This is a genomic window from Sphingomonas phyllosphaerae FA2, assembly GCF_000427645.1.
Taxonomy (GTDB): Bacteria; Pseudomonadota; Alphaproteobacteria; order Sphingomonadales; family Sphingomonadaceae; genus Sphingomonas; species Sphingomonas phyllosphaerae.
This window is the reverse complement of record NZ_KE386571.1, coordinates 3,454,905-3,476,773: the sequence shown is the minus strand read 5'-3', so window position 1 is coordinate 3,476,773 and position 21,869 is coordinate 3,454,905. Positions and strand designations below refer to the sequence as shown.

Annotated in this window: 14 protein-coding genes; 6 read left to right on the top strand and 8 right to left on the bottom strand. The window is 68.2% G+C overall.

Annotated features, from left to right (window positions below; genetic code table 11):
- Nucleotides 1-423: 423 nt before the first annotated feature.
- The gene (locus SPHPH_RS0116880) at nt 424-2,223 is read right to left on the bottom strand and encodes an IlvD/Edd family dehydratase (RefSeq protein ID WP_028967755.1); all 1,800 of its coding nucleotides are present in this window, start codon (nt 2,221-2,223) and stop codon (nt 424-426) included.
- 18 nt (nt 2,224-2,241) lie between these two features.
- Nucleotides 2,242-3,354: an aldose epimerase family protein gene (locus SPHPH_RS0116875; RefSeq protein WP_051273087.1), complete on the bottom strand. Its 1,113-nt coding sequence runs from the start codon at nt 3,352-3,354 to the stop codon at nt 2,242-2,244.
- 169 nt (nt 3,355-3,523) lie between these two features.
- Here SPHPH_RS0116875 and SPHPH_RS0116870 point away from each other — a divergent pair, with 169 nt between their 5' ends.
- A complete protein-coding gene (locus SPHPH_RS0116870; protein WP_028967753.1) occupies nt 3,524-4,849 on the top strand; it encodes a sugar MFS transporter in 1,326 nt (441 codons plus the stop codon).
- A gap of 136 nt (nt 4,850-4,985) precedes the next feature.
- Here SPHPH_RS0116870 and SPHPH_RS0116865 read toward each other — a convergent pair whose 3' ends face one another.
- Nucleotides 4,986-5,858, bottom strand: a complete 873-nt coding sequence (locus SPHPH_RS0116865; RefSeq protein WP_028967752.1) for an SMP-30/gluconolactonase/LRE family protein — start codon at nt 5,856-5,858, stop codon at nt 4,986-4,988.
- A 110-nt stretch (nt 5,859-5,968) separates the two neighbouring features.
- Here SPHPH_RS0116865 and SPHPH_RS0116860 point away from each other — a divergent pair, with 110 nt between their 5' ends.
- From SPHPH_RS0116860 to SPHPH_RS0116845, 4 genes are read left to right on the top strand one after another with little or no spacing between them, the layout of a single operon-like run.
- On the top strand, nt 5,969-6,847 hold the full coding sequence (locus SPHPH_RS0116860; protein WP_028967751.1) for a 2-dehydro-3-deoxygalactonokinase: 879 nt from the start codon (nt 5,969-5,971) through the stop codon (nt 6,845-6,847).
- Nucleotides 6,844-7,482 carry a 2-dehydro-3-deoxy-6-phosphogalactonate aldolase gene (locus SPHPH_RS0116855; protein ID WP_028967750.1) on the top strand — a complete coding sequence of 213 codons (639 nt, stop codon included), beginning with the start codon at nt 6,844-6,846 and terminating at the stop codon, nt 7,480-7,482. The genes SPHPH_RS0116860 and SPHPH_RS0116855 overlap by 4 nt, the downstream gene beginning before the upstream one ends.
- Nucleotides 7,479-8,474, top strand: a complete 996-nt coding sequence (gene araD1 / locus SPHPH_RS0116850; RefSeq protein WP_028967749.1) for an AraD1 family protein — start codon at nt 7,479-7,481, stop codon at nt 8,472-8,474. Before SPHPH_RS0116855 ends, araD1 begins: the two co-directional genes overlap by 4 nt.
- Nucleotides 8,471-9,412: a Gfo/Idh/MocA family protein gene (locus tag SPHPH_RS0116845; RefSeq protein ID WP_028967748.1), complete on the top strand. Its 942-nt coding sequence runs from the start codon at nt 8,471-8,473 to the stop codon at nt 9,410-9,412. Before araD1 ends, SPHPH_RS0116845 begins: the two co-directional genes overlap by 4 nt.
- Nucleotides 9,413-9,521: 109 nt before the next feature.
- On the opposite strand, the gene SPHPH_RS0116840 is transcribed toward SPHPH_RS0116845, so the two are convergent.
- The 3 genes from SPHPH_RS0116840 to SPHPH_RS0116830 all read right to left on the bottom strand — a co-directional run bounded on the left by SPHPH_RS0116840 (nt 9,522) and on the right by SPHPH_RS0116830 (nt 14,525).
- On the bottom strand, nt 9,522-11,012 hold the full coding sequence (locus SPHPH_RS0116840; RefSeq protein WP_028967747.1) for an MFS transporter: 1,491 nt from the start codon (nt 11,010-11,012) through the stop codon (nt 9,522-9,524).
- Nucleotides 11,013-11,169: 157 nt separating this feature from the next.
- On the bottom strand, nt 11,170-12,744 hold the full coding sequence (locus SPHPH_RS0116835; RefSeq protein ID WP_028967746.1) for an alpha-glucosidase family protein: 1,575 nt from the start codon (nt 12,742-12,744) through the stop codon (nt 11,170-11,172).
- Nucleotides 12,741-14,525 carry an alpha-amylase family glycosyl hydrolase gene (locus SPHPH_RS0116830; RefSeq protein WP_051273085.1) on the bottom strand — a complete coding sequence of 595 codons (1,785 nt, stop codon included), beginning with the start codon at nt 14,523-14,525 and terminating at the stop codon, nt 12,741-12,743. The genes SPHPH_RS0116835 and SPHPH_RS0116830 overlap by 4 nt, the downstream gene beginning before the upstream one ends.
- A gap of 271 nt (nt 14,526-14,796) precedes the next feature.
- Between SPHPH_RS0116830 and SPHPH_RS0116825 the strand changes: the two genes are divergently transcribed.
- The gene (locus SPHPH_RS0116825; RefSeq protein WP_051273083.1) at nt 14,797-15,861 is read left to right on the top strand and encodes a LacI family DNA-binding transcriptional regulator; all 1,065 of its coding nucleotides are present in this window, start codon (nt 14,797-14,799) and stop codon (nt 15,859-15,861) included.
- Between the two features lie 95 nt (nt 15,862-15,956).
- Here the strand turns inward: SPHPH_RS0116825 and SPHPH_RS0116820 are convergent, their stop codons facing one another.
- Nucleotides 15,957-18,872 carry a TonB-dependent receptor gene (locus SPHPH_RS0116820; protein WP_051273081.1) on the bottom strand — a complete coding sequence of 972 codons (2,916 nt, stop codon included), beginning with the start codon at nt 18,870-18,872 and terminating at the stop codon, nt 15,957-15,959.
- Between the two features lie 241 nt (nt 18,873-19,113).
- Nucleotides 19,114-21,855, bottom strand: coding sequence for a [protein-PII] uridylyltransferase (locus SPHPH_RS0116815; RefSeq protein ID WP_028967742.1), 2,742 nt, complete (start codon nt 21,853-21,855; stop codon nt 19,114-19,116).
- Between the last annotated feature and the right edge of the window lie 14 nt (nt 21,856-21,869).

Here is a 21,869-nt window from a genome sequence, read left to right as displayed (position 1 = left end):
CCGCGAACATGAAGATGTCCAGCAGGCGACACCGTGCCACTTGCCCCGCGTCCTCGCGGCTGCGCGTGCAGCAGTCTTATGCGCGCAGAGACGCAGAGGCGCAGAGAGGTCGTGAGCTACGCATCGTGCAGCTCCTTACAAGGATGCGAAGGGCTGCTGGCGCAGCCGGGAGAGACTCCTCGAGCAACCCTCCGCGCCTCCGCGCCTCCGCGTGAGAAATCTTGAGTTCGCGCAGAGCACGCAGAGCACGCGGAGAGGCGGTGCGCTGTGCCACGGTCCGCGGCAGCAACCATCGTCATCCCGGTTGCGGCCGAGAGCCATGCCTGCGGCGTGACCGCTCTGCGTCCTCTGCGTGCTCTGCGCGAAAAAAAGGCGCGGAGAGAAGACCCTCCGCGCCTTCGCGCCTCCGCGTGAACCGATCCGTCAGTGGTTGTCGCGCGGCAGCCCCTTGGTCTGCGCGATGCGCTGATACTTCTCCGCACCTTCGAGGATTGCACCGGTGCTCATCTGCCCGACCACGGCGCGCTGGATCTCCTGCCACGGCGTTTGCGAGGCCGGATAGGCATAGCCCCCCGCCGCCTCCAGCGCCGCGCGGCGCTCGGCCAGTTCGTCGTCGGAGATCAGCACGTTGGCCGTCCCTTTGCCCAGATCGACGCGCACCCGGTCGCCGGTCTTGAGCAGCGCGAGCCCACCCATCGCCGCCGCCTCGGGGCTGGCGTTGAGGATCGACGGCGAGCCGCTCGTCCCCGATTGCCGCCCATCGCCGATGCACGGCAGCGCGTGGACGCCCTCGGTGATCAGATACGCCGGCGGACGCATGTTGACGACCTCGGCCGCACCCGGATAGCCGATCGGCCCCGCGCCGCGCATGAACAAGAGCGTCTCGGGCGTGATGCCGGTCGCCGGATCGTCGATGCGCGCGTGATAATCCTCCGGCCCGTCGAACACCACCGCCGGCCCCTCGAACGCCTCGGGGTCGTTGGGGTTCGACAGGTAACGGTCGCGGAACTCAGGGGAAATGACGCTGGTCTTCATCACCGCGGCGTCGAACAGATTACCCGACAGCACGATGAACCCGGCCTCCTCGACCAGCGGCGCGTCGTACGGACGGATGACCTTCTCGTCCTCGATCGCGACCCCGCGGCAATTGTCGCCCATCGTCTTGCCGTTGACGGTCAGCGCGCCCTCGGCGACCAGCCCCTGCTCCATCAGCTGGTTGACCACCGCCGGGACGCCGCCCGCGCGGTAATAATCCTCGCCCAGATACTCGCCGGCCGGCTGCAGATTGACCAGCAGCGGCACCTTGTGGCCCTGCTCCTCCCAATCCTTGATTGGCAGCTCGACCCCGACGTGGCGCGCCAGCGCGGCGAGGTGGATCGGCGCGTTGGTCGACCCGCCGATCGCCGAATTGACCTTGATCGCGTTGTGGAACGCGTCCCTGGTCAGGATGTCGGAGGGCTTGAGGTCCTCGGCGACCATCTCGACGATCCGCTTGCCGGTCAGGTACGCGACCTCCTGCCGGTCGCGGTACGGTGCCGGGATCGCCGCCGAGCCGGGCAGCGACATGCCGAGCGCTTCGGCCAGCGAATTCATCGTCGTCGCGGTGCCCATCGTGTTGCAATAGCCGGTCGACGGCGCCGACGACGCGACCAGCCGGATGAACTCGGCATCGTCGATCTCGCCCGCCGCGAGCAATTGCCGCGCCTTCCAGACAATCGTGCCCGAGCCGGTCCGCTCGCCCTTGTGCCAGCCGTTGAGCATCGGCCCGACCGACAGCGCGATCGCCGGAATGTTGACGGTCGCCGCCGCCATCAGGCACGCCGGGGTGGTCTTGTCGCAGCCGATCGTCAGCACCACACCGTCGAGCGGATAGCCGTACAGCACCTCGACCAGCCCGAGATACGCCAGGTTGCGGTCGAGCCCGGCGGTCGGGCGCTTGCCGGTTTCCTGGATCGGATGCACCGGGAATTCCAGCACGATCCCGCCCATCTCGCGCACGCCCTCGCGCACCCGCTCCGCCAGCACCAGATGGTGGCGNTTGCAGGGCNNNAGGTCCGAGCCGGTCTGCGCGATGCCGATGATCGGGCGACCCGACTGCAATTCCTCCAGCGTCAGCCCGAAGTTCAGATAGCGCTCCAGATACAGCGCCGTCATGTCGATGTTCGCCGGATTGTCGAACCACGCACGGCTGCGCAGCTTCGTCGGATCGTGGGGGGCGGTCATGTCAACAAACTCCGGGGATCAGCGCGCCACCGAGACGCGGTACACCATGCGGTGATGATAGGGCTTGCCCGGATCGACCCGCGCCGAGCCGAACGACGGCTGGTTGGGGGTGTTCGGGAATTTCTGCGGTTCCAGCGCGAAGCCGTCACCCATGCGATACACATGGCGCTGCTTGCCGACGAAGCTGCCGTCGATGAAATTGCCGGAATAGAATTGCACGCCCGGCTCGGTGGTCAGCACTTCGAGCACGCGGCCCGACGCCGGATCCTCGACGCGCGCCGCCAGCCCCGGCTCCTTGGTCGCGCCCTTGTCGAGCACGAAATTGTGGTCGTAGCCGCGGCCGACCACGATCTGCGGATCGCTGCCATCGCGGACGCTCTGGCCGATCGCGCGCGGTTTGGTGAAGTCGAACACCGTGCCGGCCACCGGCGCCAGTTCACCGGTCGGGATCAGCGCCGCGTTGACCGGCGTGTAGCGCGCCGCCGGGATCGTCAGCTTCTGCGGATAGATGCCCGCCGCCGAGCCCTCGCCCGCCAGATCGAACAGCGCGTGGTTGGTCAGGTTGACGACCGTCGCGGCATCGGTCTTCGCATCCAGGTCGATCGTCAGCGCGCCGTTATCGTCGAGGCTGTAGGTCGCCGAGACCTGAAGCGTGCCAGGATAGCCCTGATCGCCCGCCGGGCTGGTGATCACCATCGTCACGCTCGCCTGCGCGCCCGACTTCACCGACGCGATCCGCCAGATATATTTGTCGAAGCCCTTGGTCCCGCCGTGCAGCGAGTTGGTCTTGTCGTTCAGCGGCAGCTGATACGCCTTGCCGTCGATCGTGAACTTGCCGCCTGCGATGCGGTTGGCGTAGCGGCCGACGGTCTGGCCCCAGAAATTGGGGTTGGTGACGTAGCTGGCGGCATCGTCATAGCCGAGCGTGATGTCGGCGACCTTGCCGTTGCGGTCGGGCGCGTTGAACGACTGGAGCGTCGCGCCGAGCGTCATGATCCGCGCGCTGACGCCGTTGCTGCCCTTGAGCGTTACCGCCTCGATCGCGGTGCCATCGGGCAAGGTTCCAAACGCGGCGCGCTCGGCGGTCGCCGCCGAGGCCGAAGAGGCCGCCAAAACACCCGCCAGCGCCATGCCTGCGCCCACACTCCAACGCGTCACTGAAATGCTCACCGACACCCCTCCCGCACTTGCCAGCCAACAGCGTTTGCCGCATTGACCGCTTCTTCGCGGCGAATATAGTCAGACATATCTATGCGGCGCAACCCCGCCGCGCGAACATGATCAGGTTGAGGAGAGGATGATGGCCGGACCCCCCATTTCACCGGGCGCGGCGCGCGCGGGTGGCAGCACAGGCGGCGCAATGCCCGGCTATGGCCGCGCGCTGACGCTGCTGGCCAGCCTGTTCTTCATGTGGGGGTTCATCACCGTCATCAACAACACGCTGCTGCCCCACCTGCGCAGCGTGTTCGACCTGAACTACACGCAGACGACGCTGATCGAAAGCGTCTGGTTCATCGCCTATTTCTTCGCCTCGATCCCCGCCGCCAAGCTGATCGAGCGGATCGGTTACCAGAAGTCGCTGGTCGTCGGCCTGCTCATCATGGCCGCGGGCGCTTTGGGCATGGTGCTCGCCGCCAGCCTGCCGAGCTATGGCGTGACACTGGTCATGCTGTTCGTGATCGCCAGCGGCATCACGCTGTTGCAGGTCGCCGCCAATCCATACGTCGCGGTGATCGGCCCGGCCGAGACCGCCTCGTCGCGCCTCAATCTGGTGCAGGCGCTCAACTCGGCGGGGACGATGCTCGCGCCGCTGTTCGGTGCGTATCTGATCCTCGGCCGTTCGAAGGGCGGCACCGCCGCGACGGGCACGGTGCTGACCGAGGCGGAGCGGCTGGCCGATGCGCAGTCGGTGGTCCTGCCCTATGTGCTGGTCGCGATCGTGCTGGTCGTGCTCGCCGTCGTCATCGCGCGCTTCCCGCTGCCGGCGATGGGCTCCTCGACGAGCCGCGTCGCCAAGGAGGATCGCAAGAACCACTCGCTGTGGAAGCACCGCAATCTGGTGTTCGGCATCCCGGCGATCTTCATCTATCTGATCGCCGAGATCGGCGTCGCCAACCTGTTCGTGAACTTCGTCAGCCAGCCGCAGATCGCCAACATCACCGCCGAACAGGCCGGGCGTTACCTGACCTTCCTGTGGGGCGGGATGATGATCGGGCGCTTCGCGGGCTCCGCGATCATGCAGCGCATCCCGGCGGAGACGGTGCTCGCCGCCTTCTCGATCGGCGCGTTCGTCGTCATGCTCATCACCGTCTTCACGACCGGGCCGGTCGCGATGTGGGCGCTGATTTCGGTCGGGCTGTTCCACTCGATCATGTTCCCGACGATCTTCACGCTCGGCATCAAGGGGCTGGGGCCGCTGACCGAGGAAGGTTCGGGGCTGCTGATCATGGCGATCGCCGGCGGTGCGCTGGTGGTGGTGCAGGGCAAGCTGGCCGATGCTTACGGCCTGCAGCCGTCGTTCCTGCTGACCGCGGCGTGTGAGCTGTACATTCTGTTCTATGCATTGTGGGGCGCCAAGGCGACCAACGCGCTGCCCGACGTGCCGGTGGACGAGACGGTGCACTGAGCTTCGTCGCCCCGGACTTGATCCGCGGCCCCGCTTCTTCTTGGCCAAAGAAGGAAGAAGCGGGATCCCGGATCAAGTCCGGGATGACGGGTAAAAGGAAGGCCGGCGGCTCCCGCGAGCCGCCGGCCTTTTCGTGTCAGCCGAACCGCGCCGGTGCGAGCGGCTGGCCCGCTACCTCGACGTCGAACGCGAACAACCCGCCCGCGTCGGGCTGGTCCGCCAGTGCGGCGTCGTCGAGGCCCTTGCGCGCGCTGGTCGCGAACGCCGTCTTCAGATCCGGGCCGCCGAGCGCGATCTTGGTGATGTTGGCGGCGGGCAGCTTCACCTCCTGGCGCAAAGACCCGTCGGGCGCGTAGCAGCGCGCGCACCAGCCGCCCCACAGCCCCACCCAGACGTTGCCACCCGAATCGACCGTCACGCCGTCCGGGTGACCATCGGCCGGGTCGATCGTCGCGAACACGCGCGCCGCGCCGGTCGTGCCGTCGGGCGACAGCGCGACGGCATGGATCACGCCGCCCAGCGTATCGACGTGGTACAACGTCGCCCCGTCGGGCGACAGCGCAGGGCCGTTGGTGATCGCGACCGGATCGATCGCGGTGGTGGTCACCTGCTGCCCGTCCCAACGATGGACGCGCCCGGTGATCGCGCTTTCGCCGTCGTCCATTGACCCGAAATAGACCGACCCGTCCTGCGCGACCGTCGCATCGTTGAGGCGATTGCCCGGCAGGTCCGGCTCGACGTCGGCAACGTGCGAGAACTCGCCGGTGTCGGGATCGAAGCGCGCGAGCCCGGTCTGCAACCCCGCGAGCAACGCGCCGCCCCCGCCGGGCAGCACCCAGCCGACCTGCGCCGGTGCCGCCCAGGCCGCGACCTCGCCGGAAACCGGATCGTAGCGATGCACGCGCTGCTGCTTGATATCGACGAACCACAGGACCTTCTGCATCGGATCCCAGGCCGGGCCTTCGCCCAGCATCGCCGCGCCGCGCCACAACGTCCGCACTTCGGTCATCTGTCTCTCCATTGTCCCGAATGGGTCGGCCTACAGGATCACACGGGCGGCGCACAGCCTTGACCTCGTCGCGGAAGGCTTTATGTCCTACAAATAAATGGGAGGATGACGTGTCGGGCGGCTACATCGCCATCGATTGGGGAACGACGAACCGGCGTGCGTGGCGGATGTCCGCCGCGGGCGTGGCGGAGGCGTCGATCAAGGACGCGCGCGGCATCCTGTCGCTGACGCCGGAGGATTATCCGGCGGAGATCGGCGCGATCCGCGCCACGCTTGGCGAGCTGCCGGTGATCGCGGCCGGGATGGTCGGATCGAACCGCGGCTGGCGCGAGGTGCCGTATGTCGATGCGCCTGCCGGGCTGGACACGCTCGCGGCAGGCTGTCTGACGATCGACGACGCCGCGGCGACACTGGTGCCGGGGGTCGCGTTGCGCGGCGCGGCGCGCGCCGACGTGATGCGCGGCGAGGAGGTCCAGGTGCTCGGCGCGATCGCCGCCGGGCTCGCCCCCGCCGACGCGTTGTTCTGCCAGCCGGGCACGCACAACAAGTGGATCGCGACCGAAGCCGGGCGCGTCACCGATATCGCCACCGCGCTGACCGGCGAACTGTTCGCGCTGCTGCGCGGGCATGGCATCCTGTCCGGCATGCTCGACGGCGCGGTCGCGGACGGCGCGGCGTTCCAGGACGGGCTGGCGCGTGGCGCCGGCGCGCGCGATCTGACCGTGGCGCTGTTCGAGGTGCGTGCGCGCGTGCTGCTCGGGCGGCTCGCCCCCGACGATGCGGCGGCGTTTGCGAGCGGGGTGCTGATTGGCGCCGACGTCGGCGCGCGCGAGGATCTTGCGGGGCGCACCGTCCAGTTGCTCGCCGGTGGCGCGCTCGCCGATCTCTATGCCGCCGCGATCCGGCAATGCGGCGGCACGCCGGTGACGCTCGACAGCGAGCGCGCGTTTGCCGCCGGTATCCACCGCCTGTGGGAAATGACACGATGACCGAGACACATACGCGCTTCGACGCCGCCTTCACCGCCGCGCCGCTGGTCGCGATCCTGCGCGGGTTGACCCCGGCCGAGGCGCCCGCGGTCGGCGATGCTTTGGTCGATGCCGGCTTCACGCTGATCGAGGTGCCGCTCAACTCGCCCGATCCGTTCGACAGCATCAAGCTGCTGATCGAGCGCGTCGGCGACCGCGCGATGATCGGCGCGGGCACGGTGCTGACCGTCGAGGACGTCGCGCGGGTTCATGATATCGGCGGCACGCTGATCGTCTCGCCCAACGTCAACACCGACGTCATCGCCGCCACCGCCGCCCGGGGCATGATCTCGATGCCCGGCTATTTCACGCCCAGCGAGGGCTTCGCCGCGCTGGCGGCCGGCGCGACCGCGCTGAAGCTGTTCCCCGCCGACGGCACCACGCCCGGCTATCTCAAGGCGCAGCGCGCGGTGCTGCCCAAGGCGCTGCGGATGCTCGCGGTTGGCGGGATCGTGCCCGAGAATGTCGCCGAATGGCGCGCCGCCGGGGCCGACGGCTTCGGGCTCGGCTCCAACCTCTATCGTCCCGGCAAGTCTGCCGACGCGGTCGCCGCTGAGGCGCGCCGCTATCTTTCCGCGCTCAAGGACCTCGCATGACCGATACCCGTCTGCTTCAACATCGCGGTGACGACGGGCGTCGCCGCGTCATTCTCGCCGAGGGCGACCGCGCGGTCTTCCTGACCGGTGTCGAGACGACCCGCGGGCTGGCACTGGCGGCGATCGCCGCGGGCACGACGCTCGCCGAGGCCGCAGCGCAGCGCCGCAGCGACGAGTCGGTCGACATCGCTGCCGAGCTGAATGCCGGGCATTTGCTGCCCGCGATCGATCACGAGGACAGCGCGCGGCTGATGCTGGCGGGCACCGGGCTGACGCATCTCGGCTCGGCATCGGGGCGCGACGCGATGCACAAGGCGGCCTCGTCGGCCGAGCACCAGACCGATTCGATGCGGATGTTCCTCGAAGGCGTCGAGGGCGGCAAGCCCGCAGAGGGAATCGTCGGGCAGCAGCCGGAGTGGTTCTACAAGGGCGACGGGCAATCGCTGGTCGCGCCGGAAGCGCCGTTCGCGTCGCCCACTTTCGCGCAGGACGGCGGCGAAGAGCCCGAGCTGGCCGGCATTTATCTGATTGGTGACGACGGCACGCCGTATCGCCTCGGCGTCGCGCTCGCCAACGAGTTCAGCGACCATGTGACCGAGAAGCACAATTACCTGTGGCTCGCGCATTCGAAGCTGCGGCAGGCGTCGCTGGGCGCGGAATTGCTGCTCGGCACGCCGCCGGCCGACATCCGCGGCACCAGCAAGATCGTCCGCGACGGTCAGACGTTGTGGGAAAAGCCGTTCCTGACCGGCGAGGACAATATGTCGCACCACCTCGCCAATCTGGAGCACCATCACTTCAAATATGCCGGGTTCCGCCGGCCGGGCGACGTCCACGTGCATTTCTTCGGCACCGCGACGCTGTCGGTCGCCGATGGCGTGAAGACGCAGACCGGTGACGTGTTCGAGATCGCCGCCGCACCGTTCGCGCTCCCCTTGCGCAACACGCTGACCGATGCGGCCGATGCGCCGGTCGTGGTGCGCGCGCTGTGACCGCGCCGATCCGCCTCGCGCTGGTCGGCATGGGCAAGATCGCCCACGACCAGCATTTGCCCGCGATCGCTGCCGGCCAGAGCTTCGACCTCGTCGCCACCGTCAGCCGCAGCGGCGAGAGCGTGAACGGCCTGCCGTTCTTCCGCGACGTCTACGAACTCGCCAAGAGCGGGCTGGAAGTGGACGCGGTGTCGCTGTGCACCCCGCCGCAGGTGCGCCGCGCGATCGCGCAATTCTGCATCGAGCAGGGCTGGCACGTCTTCCTCGAAAAGCCGCCGGGCGCGACGCTCGCCGAGGTGATCGCGCTGCGCGACGCCGCCGCGGCGAGGGGCGTCAGCCTGTTCGCGAGCTGGCACTCGCGCTACGCCGACGGGGTCGAGCCGGCGCGCGCGTGGCTCGCCGAGCGCGAGGTGAAGCGCGCCAAGATCACCTGGCGCGAGGACGTGCGCGTCTGGCATCCGGGGCAGGACTGGATCTGGGAGCCGGGCGGCTTCGGCGTGTTCGATCCCGGCATCAACGCGCTGTCGATCGCGACGCGCATCCTGCCGCGACCGTTCTTCGTCGAGACCGCCGAGCTGGACGTGCCGTCGAACCGCGCGGCGCCGATCGCGGCGCGCGTCGCCTTCCGCGACACCGCCGGGGCCGAGATCGCGATGGACCTGGACTTCCGCCAGGAGGGCCCGCAGCATTGGGATATCGAGGTCGAAACCGACGACGGCACGCTGCTGCTGTCGAAGGGCGGATCGGTGCTGACGATCGACGGCAAGGAAGCGCTGGCGCACGACGCCGACCTGCACGGCGAATATCCGGGGCTCTACCACCGCTTCGGCGCGATCGTGCGCGCGGGCGTGTCGGACGTCGACGTCTCGCCGCTGCGCGCGGTGGCGGACGTGTTCCTGCGCGGCCGGCACATCAGCGTCGAGCCGTTCGTAGAGTAAGCTTTATTCCGTCATTGCGAGCGTAGCGAAGCAATCCAGGGCGTCCTGATCCGGCCCAGGATTGCTTCGCTACGCTCGCAATGACGAGCTGAACGGGAAGACGCCCGCCCTATTCCCGCACCCGCACCATCGCGACCGCCGCGCCAGCCATCGTCACCGCGGCGAAGGCCATCGTCCAGATCGGCTCGGTCGGGAAGAAGTGGCGGGTGATCGAGCCCATCACCGTCGCGACCAGCAATTGCGGCGTCACGACGAAGACATTGAACAATCCCATGTAGATGCCGAGCTTGCGCTGCGGCAGCGCCGAGGCCAGGATCGCATAGGGCATCGCGAGAATCGTCGACCAGGCAATGCCGATCCCGATCTCGCTGACGATCAGCCAGTGCGCGTCGGGCATCACGAAGATGCTCGCGAACCCCGCCGCCCCGCACAGCAAGCCGACGACATGCGTCCGCGCCTTGCCGATCCGCGCCGACAGCCACGGCAGCAGCACCAGCGCCGAGACCGCCGCGACGCCGTTATAGGTCGCGAACAGCACGTCGACCCAGTTCGCGCCGCGCTGATACGCCGGGCTCGCCGCGTCGGGCGCGGCGAAGAACACCTGCGTCACGACCGGCGTGGTGTTGATCCACATGATGAACAGCGCCGACCAGCTGAAGAACTGGACGACCGCCAGCCGCTTCATCAGCGGCGGCATGCCTGCGAAATCACCGACGATATGCCCGAGCAGTCCCGGCGAACGCCCGGCCCGCGCCGCACGGATCGCGACGAGGCTCGCCGCGCCATAGCCCGCCAGCAATGCGCCGAGCAGGTACATTTCCTTCTCCAGCCCGGCGAGCGCGACCAGCACGACCACCGCCGCGCCCGCCGCGATCCACAACAGCGGCGCGGTCGCGCGCCGTGCGGCGAGCACACGGGCGGTGCTGCCGTCGTCGGCCTCCGCCGCGCCGTCGAAGGCCGCCATCTCGGCGGGCGAATATTCGCGGGTCGTCACCACGGTCCACAGCACGCTGGCGAGCAGCGCCGCGCCGCCGAACCAGAAGGCGAACTTGACCGAGTCGGGAATCTGTCCCGGCGGCGCGACGTTCGAGACGCCGGCCTGTTCGAGCAGCCACGGGAAGATCGACCCAAACACCGCGCCCGCGCCGATGAACGCGGTCTGCACGCCATAGCCCGCGGCATGCTGGTCGCGGTCGAGCATGTCGCCGACGAAGGCGCGGAACGGCTCCATCGAGATGTTGAGCGACGCGTCGAGCACCCACAGCATCAACGCCGCGACGAGCAGCGCCGGGCTGAGCGGCATCACGAACAGCGACAGCGCGGCGAGCAGCGCGCCGGCGAGGAAATATGGCCGCCGCCGCCCAAAGCGGCCGAGCCACGTCCGATCGCTCAAATGCCCGATCACCGGCTGGACGAGCAACCCGGTGAGCGGCGCGGCGACCCACAGCGCCGGGAGGTCGTCGAGCGAGGTGCCGAGCGACTGGAAGATGCGGCTCATGTTCGCGTTCTGGAGCGCGAAGCCGATCTGGATACCGAAGAAGCCGAACGAGATGTTCGCCAGCCCGGCGAGCGATTGATGGCGGCGGCGGGGGGTGGTCATGCGCTACGTTCCTTGATGGCCACGCCGTCACCCCACCAACCACCCGTCACCCCGGCGGAGGCCGGGGTCCAGTGGCGGGCGGCTCGTGAAATGCGGAGACGTCTCCCACCTGGGCCCCGGCCTCCGCCGGGGTGACGGGTCAGGTTCGGGGCGGCCGTCACGCCGCCCTCGCAATCAGCGCGCCATAGCCCGCGAAGCGCGAGCCCTCGACGCCACACGCCAGCAGCACCTCACCATACGTCACCGCCACCTCACTCGACTCCGGCGACAGGTTCACCACGCACAGCAACCGCTCGCCGTCATGCACCCGCTCGAACGCGACCACATCGCGCGGCGCATCCAAAAACCGCAGCGTCCCCCAGCGCAACGCCGGCAAAGCGCGCCGTACCGCCAGCACGCGCCGCGTCCACTGCAACAGCGACCCGGGCTCCGCCTCCTGCACGTCGACCGCCATCGCGGCATGATCGCTGCCGAACGGTAGCCACGGCTCGCCGCTGGTAAAGCCATGCCCTGCTGCCTCCGCCGACCACGGCATCGGCGTCCGCGCGCCGTCGCGGCTGAGCGTCAGCGGCCAGTTGGCGATCGCCTCGGGATCGCGCAATTTCTCGAACGGCACCGCGGTCTGCGTCAGCCCCAGCTCCTCGCCTTGGTACAGGAAGATGTTGCCGCGCAGCCCCGCCAGCAGCATCATCTTGGCGCGCGCGAAGGCGTCGCGATGCTCGGGCAGCGCCCAGCGCGACACCGCGCGCGGCGCGTCGTGGTTCTCGAATGCCCAGCTCGGCCAGCCCTCGCCCTCCGCGCCCGGCCATTGCGACAACGCGGCGCGCACCGCCGCCGGGGTCAGGTGATCGGCGTAGAGGAAGTCGAAGCCATAAGCGGTCTCCAGCCGCCCCGGCTGCGTATAGGCCTTACGCACCCAGTCGCTTTCGTCGCCGCCGATCTCCGCGACCGAGAAGCGCGCGTCATATTCGTCGGTCAGCGCGCGGATGCGTTCGACGAACGGCAGCATGTCGGGCTGGTCCTGGCTGTACGTCTTCTGCTGGAAATCGAACGAGCGCGTGCGCGGCTTGTTCGACGGCGCGGCGGGCGGATTGTCGCGCAGGTCGGCCGCGCCCATCGCATGGTTGATCGCGTCGAGCCGGAACCCGTCGACGCCGCGATCGAGCCAGAAGCGCCCGACGCCGAGCAAAGCGTCCTGCACCGCCGGGTTGCGGACGTTGAGCTGCGGCTGTTCCTTGAGGAAGGTGTGGAGGTAATATTGCTGGCGGCGCGCGTCCCACGTCCACGCCGGGCCGCCGAATACCGACTGCCAGTTGTTGGGCGGCGATCCGTCCGCTTTGGCATCTGCCCAGACGTACCAGTCGGCCTTGTCGCCATCGCGCGCGGCGCGGCTCTGCACGAACCACGCGTGCCGGTCCGAGGTGTGCGACCACACCTGATCGGTGATGACGCGCAGCCCCAGATCGTGCGCGCGCGCGATCAGCGCGTCGAAATCGGCGAGCGTCCCGAACACCGGATCGACGTCGCAATAATCCGCCACGTCATAGCCGAAGTCGGCCATCGGCGAGGTGTAGAAAGGCGAGATCCAGATCGCATCGACGCCCAGCGACGCGACATGATCGAGATGCGCGGTGATCCCGCGCAAGTCGCCGACGCCGTCGCCGTTGGCATCGGCGAAGCTGCGCGGATAGATCTGGTAGACGGCGGCACCCTGCCACCACGGATAGGTCATCGGGTTTCTCCGATCGCGCAGACGGCATAGCCTAAAGCAGGAAGGCGGACGCGCAACGATCCCGGCACGGCGGTCTGCGCGGCGCAGCCCGCCCCGGCAAGCGTCGTCGCCTTGCCCGCGCCGGTCACCTCGACCAACCGGTCGAGCGGGGTGGTGGCGGTGTTGAACGCGAGCAGGATCTCGCGCCCGGTCGCCGGATCGATGCGCGACACCGCAAGCAGCCCCGGCGTTTCCTCCCGCGCGCGCAGCAGCGTGCGCCCACGCGTCAGCGCCGGTTGCGCACGCCGCACCCGCGCCAGCGTCGCGATCTGGCGGAACAGCGGATTGTCCCGCCCGAAATGCGCGGTGGCGGTGGTCGTGTCGGTGCCGAGCAGGCGATTGTCGTTGTAGCTGGCGACGTGGCTGGCGAACATGTCCTCGCGCGCATCCTGATCGCCGCCGTCGCCGGTGAAGCCCTGTTCGTCGCCCGAATAGATCGTCGGCACGCCGCGCAGCGTCAGCAGCATCGCGTTGGCGAGCATCGTGCGCTTCAGCACCTCGGCATCATCGGCCTTGGGAAACGCCTGTCGCACGAAGAACGCGAAGCGGCCGTTGTCGTGGTTGCTGACGAAGGTCGGCAAGCGCTCCGCCGCCGCCGCGCCGCCCTCGTAGAGCGCGTCGCCCGCGATCAGCGTTTCGAAGGCATCGGTCCCGCGCGTACCCGCGACGGTGTCGAGCACCGCGCGGCGGAACGCGAAGTCGAGCACTGCGGGCAGCCTGTCGACGCGGGTGTGGACCGCGAGCGGGCCGGCGTCGAGCTGATCGGCGGCGACCTCGCCGAAGATGTGGAAGTTGGGAATGCCGCGCGCGGTGGCGCGCGCCTGCATTGCGGGCACGAATGCCTGCCAGAACTCGGGATTGACGTGGCGCGCGGTGTCGATGCGGAAGCCGTCGACGCCGAAGCGATCGATCCAGCCACCGAAGATGTCGATCATTCCCGCCACGACGCGCGGGTTCTCGGTCATCAGATCGTCGAGCCCGACGAAATCGCCCATCGTCGAATTTTCGTTGCGGAACGTGGTGTTGCCGCGATTGTGGTAGAGCGTGACGTCGTTGAGCCACGCCGGCGACTTGGCGCGCTCCTCACCTTTCGGAATGTAAGGCGTGTAGGCATAGGTCGGATCGGTCAGCTTGGCGAAATTGGCCGCGGTCTGCACCTGATCGCCCGCAAAGCCGGGGTTGATCGCGGAACCGTTCACCCCGCCGCGCCGCCGATACGGATAGTCGGCGCGCGACCGATACGCGCAGTCGCCGCACTCTCGATAGCGGATCACGTCGGCGGTGTGGTTGACGATGATGTCCATATAGACCTTCATCCCCCGCGCGTGCGCCGTCGTGACCAGCGCCGCGAAGTCGGCGTCGGTGCCGAAATGCGGATCGACATGCTCGAAATCGGTGATCCAGTAACCGTGATAGCCGGCGCTCTCCTGCCCCTTCGGCCCCTGCACGGGCTTGTTGCGGAAGATCGGCCCGACCCAGATCGCGGTCGCGCCGAGCGCCACGATATAGTCGAGCCGGCGCGTCAGCCCCTTGAGGTCGCCGCCGTGGTAGAAGCCCTTCGCCGTCGAATCATAGCCGGTGCGCAGCCGGTCGCCGGTCAGCCCGCCGCGATCGTTGGCGGGATCGCCGTTGTCGAAGCGGTCGGGAAGCGCGAAATAGATCACCTCGTCCTGCGGCAGGCGCGCGCGATAGTCTTGTCCTGCGGCGGGGCGATCATCGCTGGGTGCGACGTTCGCGGCCAACGGACATACCACCGCCGTTCGCCCTGAGGAGCCGTCGAACGACGTCGAAACGGCGTCTCGAAGGGTATGTGTCCCGGGACAGATGCTTCGAGACGAGGCTTCGACTTCGCTCAGCCTCTCCTCAGCACGAACGGCTGGATGAATTATGCTGGCGCCCATGACGGCTAGTGCGCCCGCGACGATGCTCTTCATGGCGTCTCTCTCCCGATCGCGGCGTGATGCGCAGCCGGTCGCCACTTTGCCAAGCGCGCAGCATACGTATTCACAGCCCATGCGCCGCAGGGTAGGATGCGCCTTTCCCTCGCAAGAGCCGCCTCCGCTGTCCGACCGCGTCACCTCCTTCGACATCGCCGCCGCCGCGGGCGTCTCGCAGCCAACGGTGTCGCGCGCGCTGCGTGGCGACCGCACGGTCAGCGCGGCAACGCGGCTGCGGATCGCCGCGATCGCTGAGCAGCTCGGCTACAAGGTCGACCGCGCCGCCTCGTCGCTGCGCCGCGGCGAGGCGAAGACGCTGGCGCTGCTGTTCTTCGAGGACCCGCTGCCCGACGCGACCGCGATCAACCCATTCTTCCTGTCGATGCTCGGCTCGATCCTGAAAACCTGCGCGCTGCGCGGCTACGATCTGCTCACCTCGTTCCAACAATTGTCGGCGGACTGGCACAAGGATTACGAGGACAGCCGCAAGGCCGACGGGCTGATCCTGCTCGGCTATGGCGACTGGGAAACCTATCGCGTCCGGCTGGAGCAATTGGTCGGGCAGAAGACGCGCTACGTGCGCTGGGGGTCGGTGGAGCCGAACGGGCTCGGGCTGGTGCTCGGCTGCGACAATATCGGCGGCGGGCGCGACGTGGCGCGCCATCTGCTGAACCGCGGGCGGAAGAATGTCGCCTTCGTCGGGACGGCGAGCGACCATTATCCCGAATTCCGCGACCGCTACCGCGGCCTGTGCGATGTGCTGCGCGGCGCGGGGCTGCCGGTCGATCCCGGCCTGCATGTCGATGCGCTGTCGTCGGAGCAGGTCGGCTATGACGCGACCCGCCGGCTGCTCGCGCGCGACATCCCCTTCGACGCGCTGTTCGCCGCCTCCGATCTGATCGCATTGGGGGCGTTGCGGGCGCTCGACGAGGCGGGGCGACGCGTGCCCGAGGATGTGGCAGTGGCGGGGTTCGACGACATCCCCGCCGCGCGCCTCTCGCGCCCGCCACTGACGACGGTGGCGCAGGATTATGCGCGCGCCGGGGCGCTGCTGGTCGATACGCTCGTCCGCCAGATCGCGGGCGAGACCACCGAGAACGTCATGCTCCCCGCGACGCTGATGGTGCGCGCGTCGGCATAACCCGTCGCCCCGGACTTGATCCGGGGCCCCGCTTCTTTCTCGACGTTAAAGGAAGAAGCGGGATCCCGGATCAAGTCCGGGATGACGGCTCGGGATCAGAACCGGTAGGTCAGCCCGAGATAATAGTCCGTCCCGTAGCGCTGGTAACGCCGCACCTGCCGCGGGTCGCCGTTGGTGTATTGGAAGAACTCCTGATCGGTCAGGTTCTTGGCCTGCGCGAGGATCGTCAGCCCCTGCAACGGACCGCTCTGGAATTCATAGCCGATCTGCGCGTCGAGGATCGTCTCGCCCTTGGCGGTGTTCAGCTCGGGCGTCGCCGACAGCCCGCGCACTTCGGCGAGGAAGCTCGAGCGATAGCGATAGGTCGCGCGCGCCTGGAAACCATTCTTCTCGAAGTACGCCGTGCCGTTGAGCACCCACTTCGACAACCCCGGCACCGTCTGCACCGTTGCGGGCGAACTGTCGTAGCGGACCGCCGAGTGCGTGTAGCTGCCGCTGCCGAACAGCCCGAAGCCGTCGAGCGCGGTGGTGACCATGCGCAGCGGCAGCGACGCGGTCGCCTCCGCACCCATGATCTCGCCACGCCCCGAGTTGGCCGGGTTCTTGAACAGCCCGAACTGCGCGTTCTGCGCCTGCACGATCGCCTGCTGCGCCGGCGTCAGCGACGAAAGCAACGGCGAGAAGTCGTACAGCACGTTGTTGTTCGGATCGACATAGTCGGTCAGGTGCTTGAAATAGCCCGACAGCGCGACATAGCCACCGGCGCGGAAGTACTTTTCCAGCGACAGGTCAATATTGGTCGACTTGTACGGGCGCAGCTCGGCATTGCCGCCGTCCGAGGAGAACGGGCTGCGCAGCGGATCGGAGCCCGCGCCGACGTTGCCGGGAGTGATCGCGACGTTCTGCGAGATCCGCTCCTGGTCGAGCCGCGGCCGCACCATCGTCTGCGACGCGCCCATCTTGATGAAGCCGTTCGGGATCAGCTCGACCGAGAAGGTCGCGCTGGGCAGGACGTTGGTGTATTTGTCGCCACCCGACACGTCGGACAGCGTGACGACGCCGCCGTTGAGCCCGGCGATCCGGCCGTCCGAGCTTTGATCGGTATGCACGACCTGCACGCCGATCGAGCCCTTCACCGCCTTGCCGCCGGCCTCGCCATCGATCACCAGCTTGGCATAGCCGGTCGTCACCTTCTCCTTCACGCCCCACACCTTGGCGAGCGATTCCGGACGGTTGTCGAACACCGGCGTCAGCAGCCCGAGCACGCCGCGCGGATCGAGCGTCAGCATCCGCGGTACGCCGAGGAAGGCGAGCGACACCTGCTCGTCGAGCACCACGTCGCTGGGCACCGCGATCGAAGTCGTCGTGCCGCTCGCGACGGTGCAGTTGGTGCCGCCGCCGGGCGGGCAGTAGAAATACGACGTGAAGCGCGCCTTCTTCTCGCGATGCGTATAATTGCCGCCGATCTCCCAGCCCTTGATGACGCCCAGCGCGCCCTGGAAATCTCCGATCAGGTTCGCGCGCAGCGACTTCAGGTCGTCGCTGAACTTCGGCCGGTTCTGGAAGCCGGCCTGCACGACCGCGTTGGTGCCGTTATAGCCCCAGCCGCCCGGATCGGTGATGCGGATGATGTTGGTGTCGGCGTAATCCAGCGTCGGGACGATCTGGTAGGTGCCATTGTTCTGGCGCGTGATCGTGATCGTGTCGCGCTGCCCGGAGCCGGCATAGCCGGTGCCCGAATAGGTCTCGATCAGCTCGTCCTGCCGCGTCGCGCGCGACCAGGCGGCGTCGACGTTGAGCTGGATCGCGTCGTTGAGCCGGACATTGTTGTTCCAGCCGAGCGAGAACATGTCGGACTTGCGGTCGTTGAGGTCGTTACGCTGCACGGTATATTGCGGGCTGAACGTCGCTTTGTCGACGAAGCCGTCGGTGACGGTCACCGTCCCCGCGGTCGGCGCGACGTTATAGGCGAGCGGGAACTCGATCCCGCGCAGCTTCTGCGTCTCGGTGAAGTGCGTGTAGAGCGCGTCGAAGGTCGAGTGGAACGCGTCGCTCGGCGCCCATTCGATCGTGCCCACCCCGCCGTAGCGCTTGAGCATGTTCGACTGCACATAGGGCTTCGCGCCGCCCAGCACGCACGGCCCCGCCGCGTCGCCGGTGCAATTCTGCGAGAGGTTGTTGAGGTTGGGATAGCCCCATGCCTCGTAGCGGTCGTAATTGGTCGGCGATTCCTGCGCCGCGACGCCCAGCGCGATGCCGAGCGTGTCGTTGGCGAACTTGTCGACATAGGTGGCGGTGGCGCGATAGCCCCAGCGCTCGCCATCCGGATTGCGCTTGCCGATCCCGTTGAGCTGGCCGCGCGCCGAGACGATGAACAGCCGGTCCTTCTGGTCGAGCGGACGCAGCATTCGCAGATCGACCGTGCCCGACACGCCCGCCGCGATCAGCGAGGCGTCGGCGGACTTGTAGACGTTGACGTTGCTGAAGAATTCCGACGGGTACTGGTCGAACTCGACGCCACGGTTGTCGCCGACCGTCACCTGCTCGCGACCGTTGAGCAACGTGGTCGAGAAATCGGGGCCGAGCCCGCGGATCGACAGGCTCTGGTCACGCCCTTCGACGCGCTGCGCGGTGACGCCCGGCAGCCGCGCGAGCGAATCGGCGATCGACACGTCGGGCAGCTTGCCGACGTCCTCGGCCGACACCGAGTCGACGATCAGCGTCGAGCGGCGCTTGATGTCCGCCGACTTGGCGAGACTGGCGCGGATGCCGGTGACGACGATCTCGTCCGCACCGGTCGCGGTCGGATCGGGATTGGCGTTGGCATCGGGGGTCGGGTCGGCGGCGGGCGCGGGCTGCGTCGCGGTGACCTTGGCGGTCGGATTGCCGGTCGGCGCATCCGCCTGCGGCGTCGCTTCCTGCGCCAGCGCCGGGGTGGCGACCAGCAGCGCGAGCGCGCTGGCGCCGGCCCAGCGGCGGCGCGCGATCGGCGTAAGAGACAGGCCGTTCATGTGAAAATCCTCCCCTGCTCCCGGCGTCCGCGTTCATGCGGACGATCTTCGGGTGTCATGGGTGGCGACTAGGCCCGCACCGGCCCTGCCGCCAAGCAAGCCACATACGTATTCAGCGTTATGCTGGCGGCTCAACCGTCATCCCGGCCCTGAGCCGGGATCCCGCTTCTTCTTGCCTTACCCCGGGAAGAAGAAGCGCGGCCCCGGATCAAGTCCGGGGCGACGGTGAGGTGACGGACACCTACGCCGCCTCCTCCTGCGGAGCGCCCGATGCCGCCGCCAGCAGTCGTTTCTCCAGCGCGCGCACACGTGTGGCGGACGCGATCTTGTCCCCGGTCAGATCGGTCAGGTAGAAAACGTCGACCGCGCGCTCGCCATAGGTGGCGACATGCGCCGAATGGATCGTCACCTTCGACAGGAACAGCGCATAGGCGAGCTGGTTGAGCAACGCCGGGCGATCGCGCGCCGCAACCTCGACCACGGTGAAGCGGTTCGACGCCTTGTTGTCGATCAGCACGTTGGGCTCGATCCGGAACGCATCGGCGCGCGCGCGCGGCAGCGGCTTGGCCTTCAGCCGGTCGGTCAGCTTGCCGCGTCCCGCCAGCGCATCCTCGATCGCGGTCTTGAGGCGGATCAGCTGCCCCGCCTCGTCGAACGGCCGCCCGAGTGGGTCCTGAACCAGAAAATTGTCGAGCGCCATGCCGTCGCGCGTCGTGTGGATACGCGCGTCGATGATGTTGCCGCCCGCGACATGGATCGCCCCGGCGATGCGGCTGAACAGGCCGGGATGGTCGGCGGCATAGACCGTCACCAGCGTCGCGCCGCGCTCGGGATAGACCTGCGCGTCGATCGCGAGCTGCACGTCGCCGGTCTGCGTGACGAACGCGGCATTGTGCGCCAGCACGTCGTCGGGCTCGGCGATCCAGTAGGGTTCGGGCAGCCGCCGCACATAGGCCGCCAGCGTGCCGGCATCCCAGTGCAGCGCAGTGCGCAGCGTTTCCTGCTTGGCGACGACGCGCTCGCCGCGCCCCTTCTGCTTGTGGCCGAGCCGCAGCACTTCCTCGGCGCGGTCGTAGAGGTCGCCGAGCAACTGCCCCTTCCAGCCGTTCCACGTCCCCGGCCCGACCGCGCGAATATCGACGACGGTCAGCACCAGCAGTAGCCGCAACCGCTCGGGGCTTTGCACCACCTCGGTGAAGTCGAGGATCGTCTTGAAATCCGTCAGGTCGCGGCGGAACGCGGTCGCGCTCATCAGCAGATGGTGTCGCACCAACCATGCGACCGTCTCGGTCTCGGCCGGAGTCAGCCCAAAGCGCGGGCATAGCCGCTCGGCGACCTCCGCGCCGAGAATCGAATGGTCGCCGCCGCGCCCCTTGGCGATATCGTGGAGCAGCACCGCGACATACAGCACGCGCCGCGAGACGATCTGCGCCATGATCTCGCTGGGCAGCGGATGGTCGTCGGCGAGCGCCCCGGCCTCCATCCGCGCGAGCAGCCCGATCGCGCGGATCGTATGCTCATCGACGGTATAGTGATGATACATGTCGAACTGCATCTGCGCGACGATCCGCGCCCAGTCCGGCACGAACCGCCCGAGCACGCCGGTCTCGTTCATCCAGCGCAGCGGCAGTTCGGGATCGTGTGCGCCCGCGAGCAGATCGAGGAAGCGCGCATTGGCGCGCGCGTCGCGCCGCACCGCGGTGACCAGCCGCGCGTCGCGCGTCGCACAGCGCAGCGCGAGCGGATGGATCTCCAGCCCCTGTTCGGCGGCGAGCGCGAAGATCTCGACCAGCCGCCGCGGGTCCTGCTGAAAGAAATCGTCCGAGGGCAGCGCGATGCGGCCGCCGTCATTGGCGAAGCCGTCAAGCTTGCGCGGCGTCCGCGCCATCTTGAGCCCCAGCCGCCGGCGACGCGAGAAGCGCTCGTCCATATGCGCAAGGAACAGCCCGGTCAGCGACCCGACCGTGCGCGCCTGCAGGAAATAGAATTGCATGAAGCGCTCGACCGCCGATTTGCCGGGGCGGTCGGCGTAATTCATCCGCTGCGCGATCTCGCGCTGATAGTCGAAGGTCAGCCGGTCCTCGCCGCGCCCCGCGATCAGATGCAAATGGCAGCGCACCGCCCACAGGAAATTGTCGGCGCGCTGGAACAGCCGATATTCCTCGCGGGTGAACAGCCCAACCGCGACCAGCTCGTTCGACCGCTGCACCTGATAAGTATATTTGCCGATCCAGAACAACGCGTGGAGATCGCGCAGGCCGCCCTTGCCCTCCTTGACGTTGGGCTCGACGACATAGCGCGTGTCACCCATGCGGACGTGGCGCGCGTTGCGCTCGGCTAGCTTGTCGGCGGCGAACTGCCGCTCGGTGCCGCGCCGCACGTCGTCGTGGAAGCGCCGCGACGCCTCGTCGTACAGATCCTCGTCGCCCCAGACATAGCGGCCTTCGAGCAAAGCGGTGCGCACCGTCACATCGGCCTTCGCCTGTCGCACCATCTCGTCGAGCGAGCGGCTGGAATGGCCGATCTTCAGCCCGAGGTCCCACAGCGCATAGAGCATCGATTCGATGACCTGCTCGGCCCAGGCCGTCTGCTTGCCGGGGGTGAGGAAGCCGATATCGACGTCGGAGAACGGCGCCATCTCGCCACGCCCATAGCCGCCGACCGCGAGCAGCAGCAGCCGCTCGCCGGTGGTCGGGTTGGCGAGCGGGTACAGCCGCTGCGTCGTGAAGTCGGCGAGCACGCGCAGCAACTGGTCGACCAGATACGCCTGCGCATTCGCCGCCTCGATGCCGCGCGAGGGATTGGCGATCAGCCGCCGCGCGATCTCGGCGCGCCCCGCCTCGAGCGCGCTCTTGAGCAACAGGCTGACCTGATGGCGCAGCGCTGACGTGTCCTTGCCGGTCGCCGCGGCGACCTGCTCGGCGAGCAGGCGACGGTCGACGATCGCGCGGCGGTTGGGGAGGTGGTCGAAACGGCCGGTCATGTGGGGCGGGATAG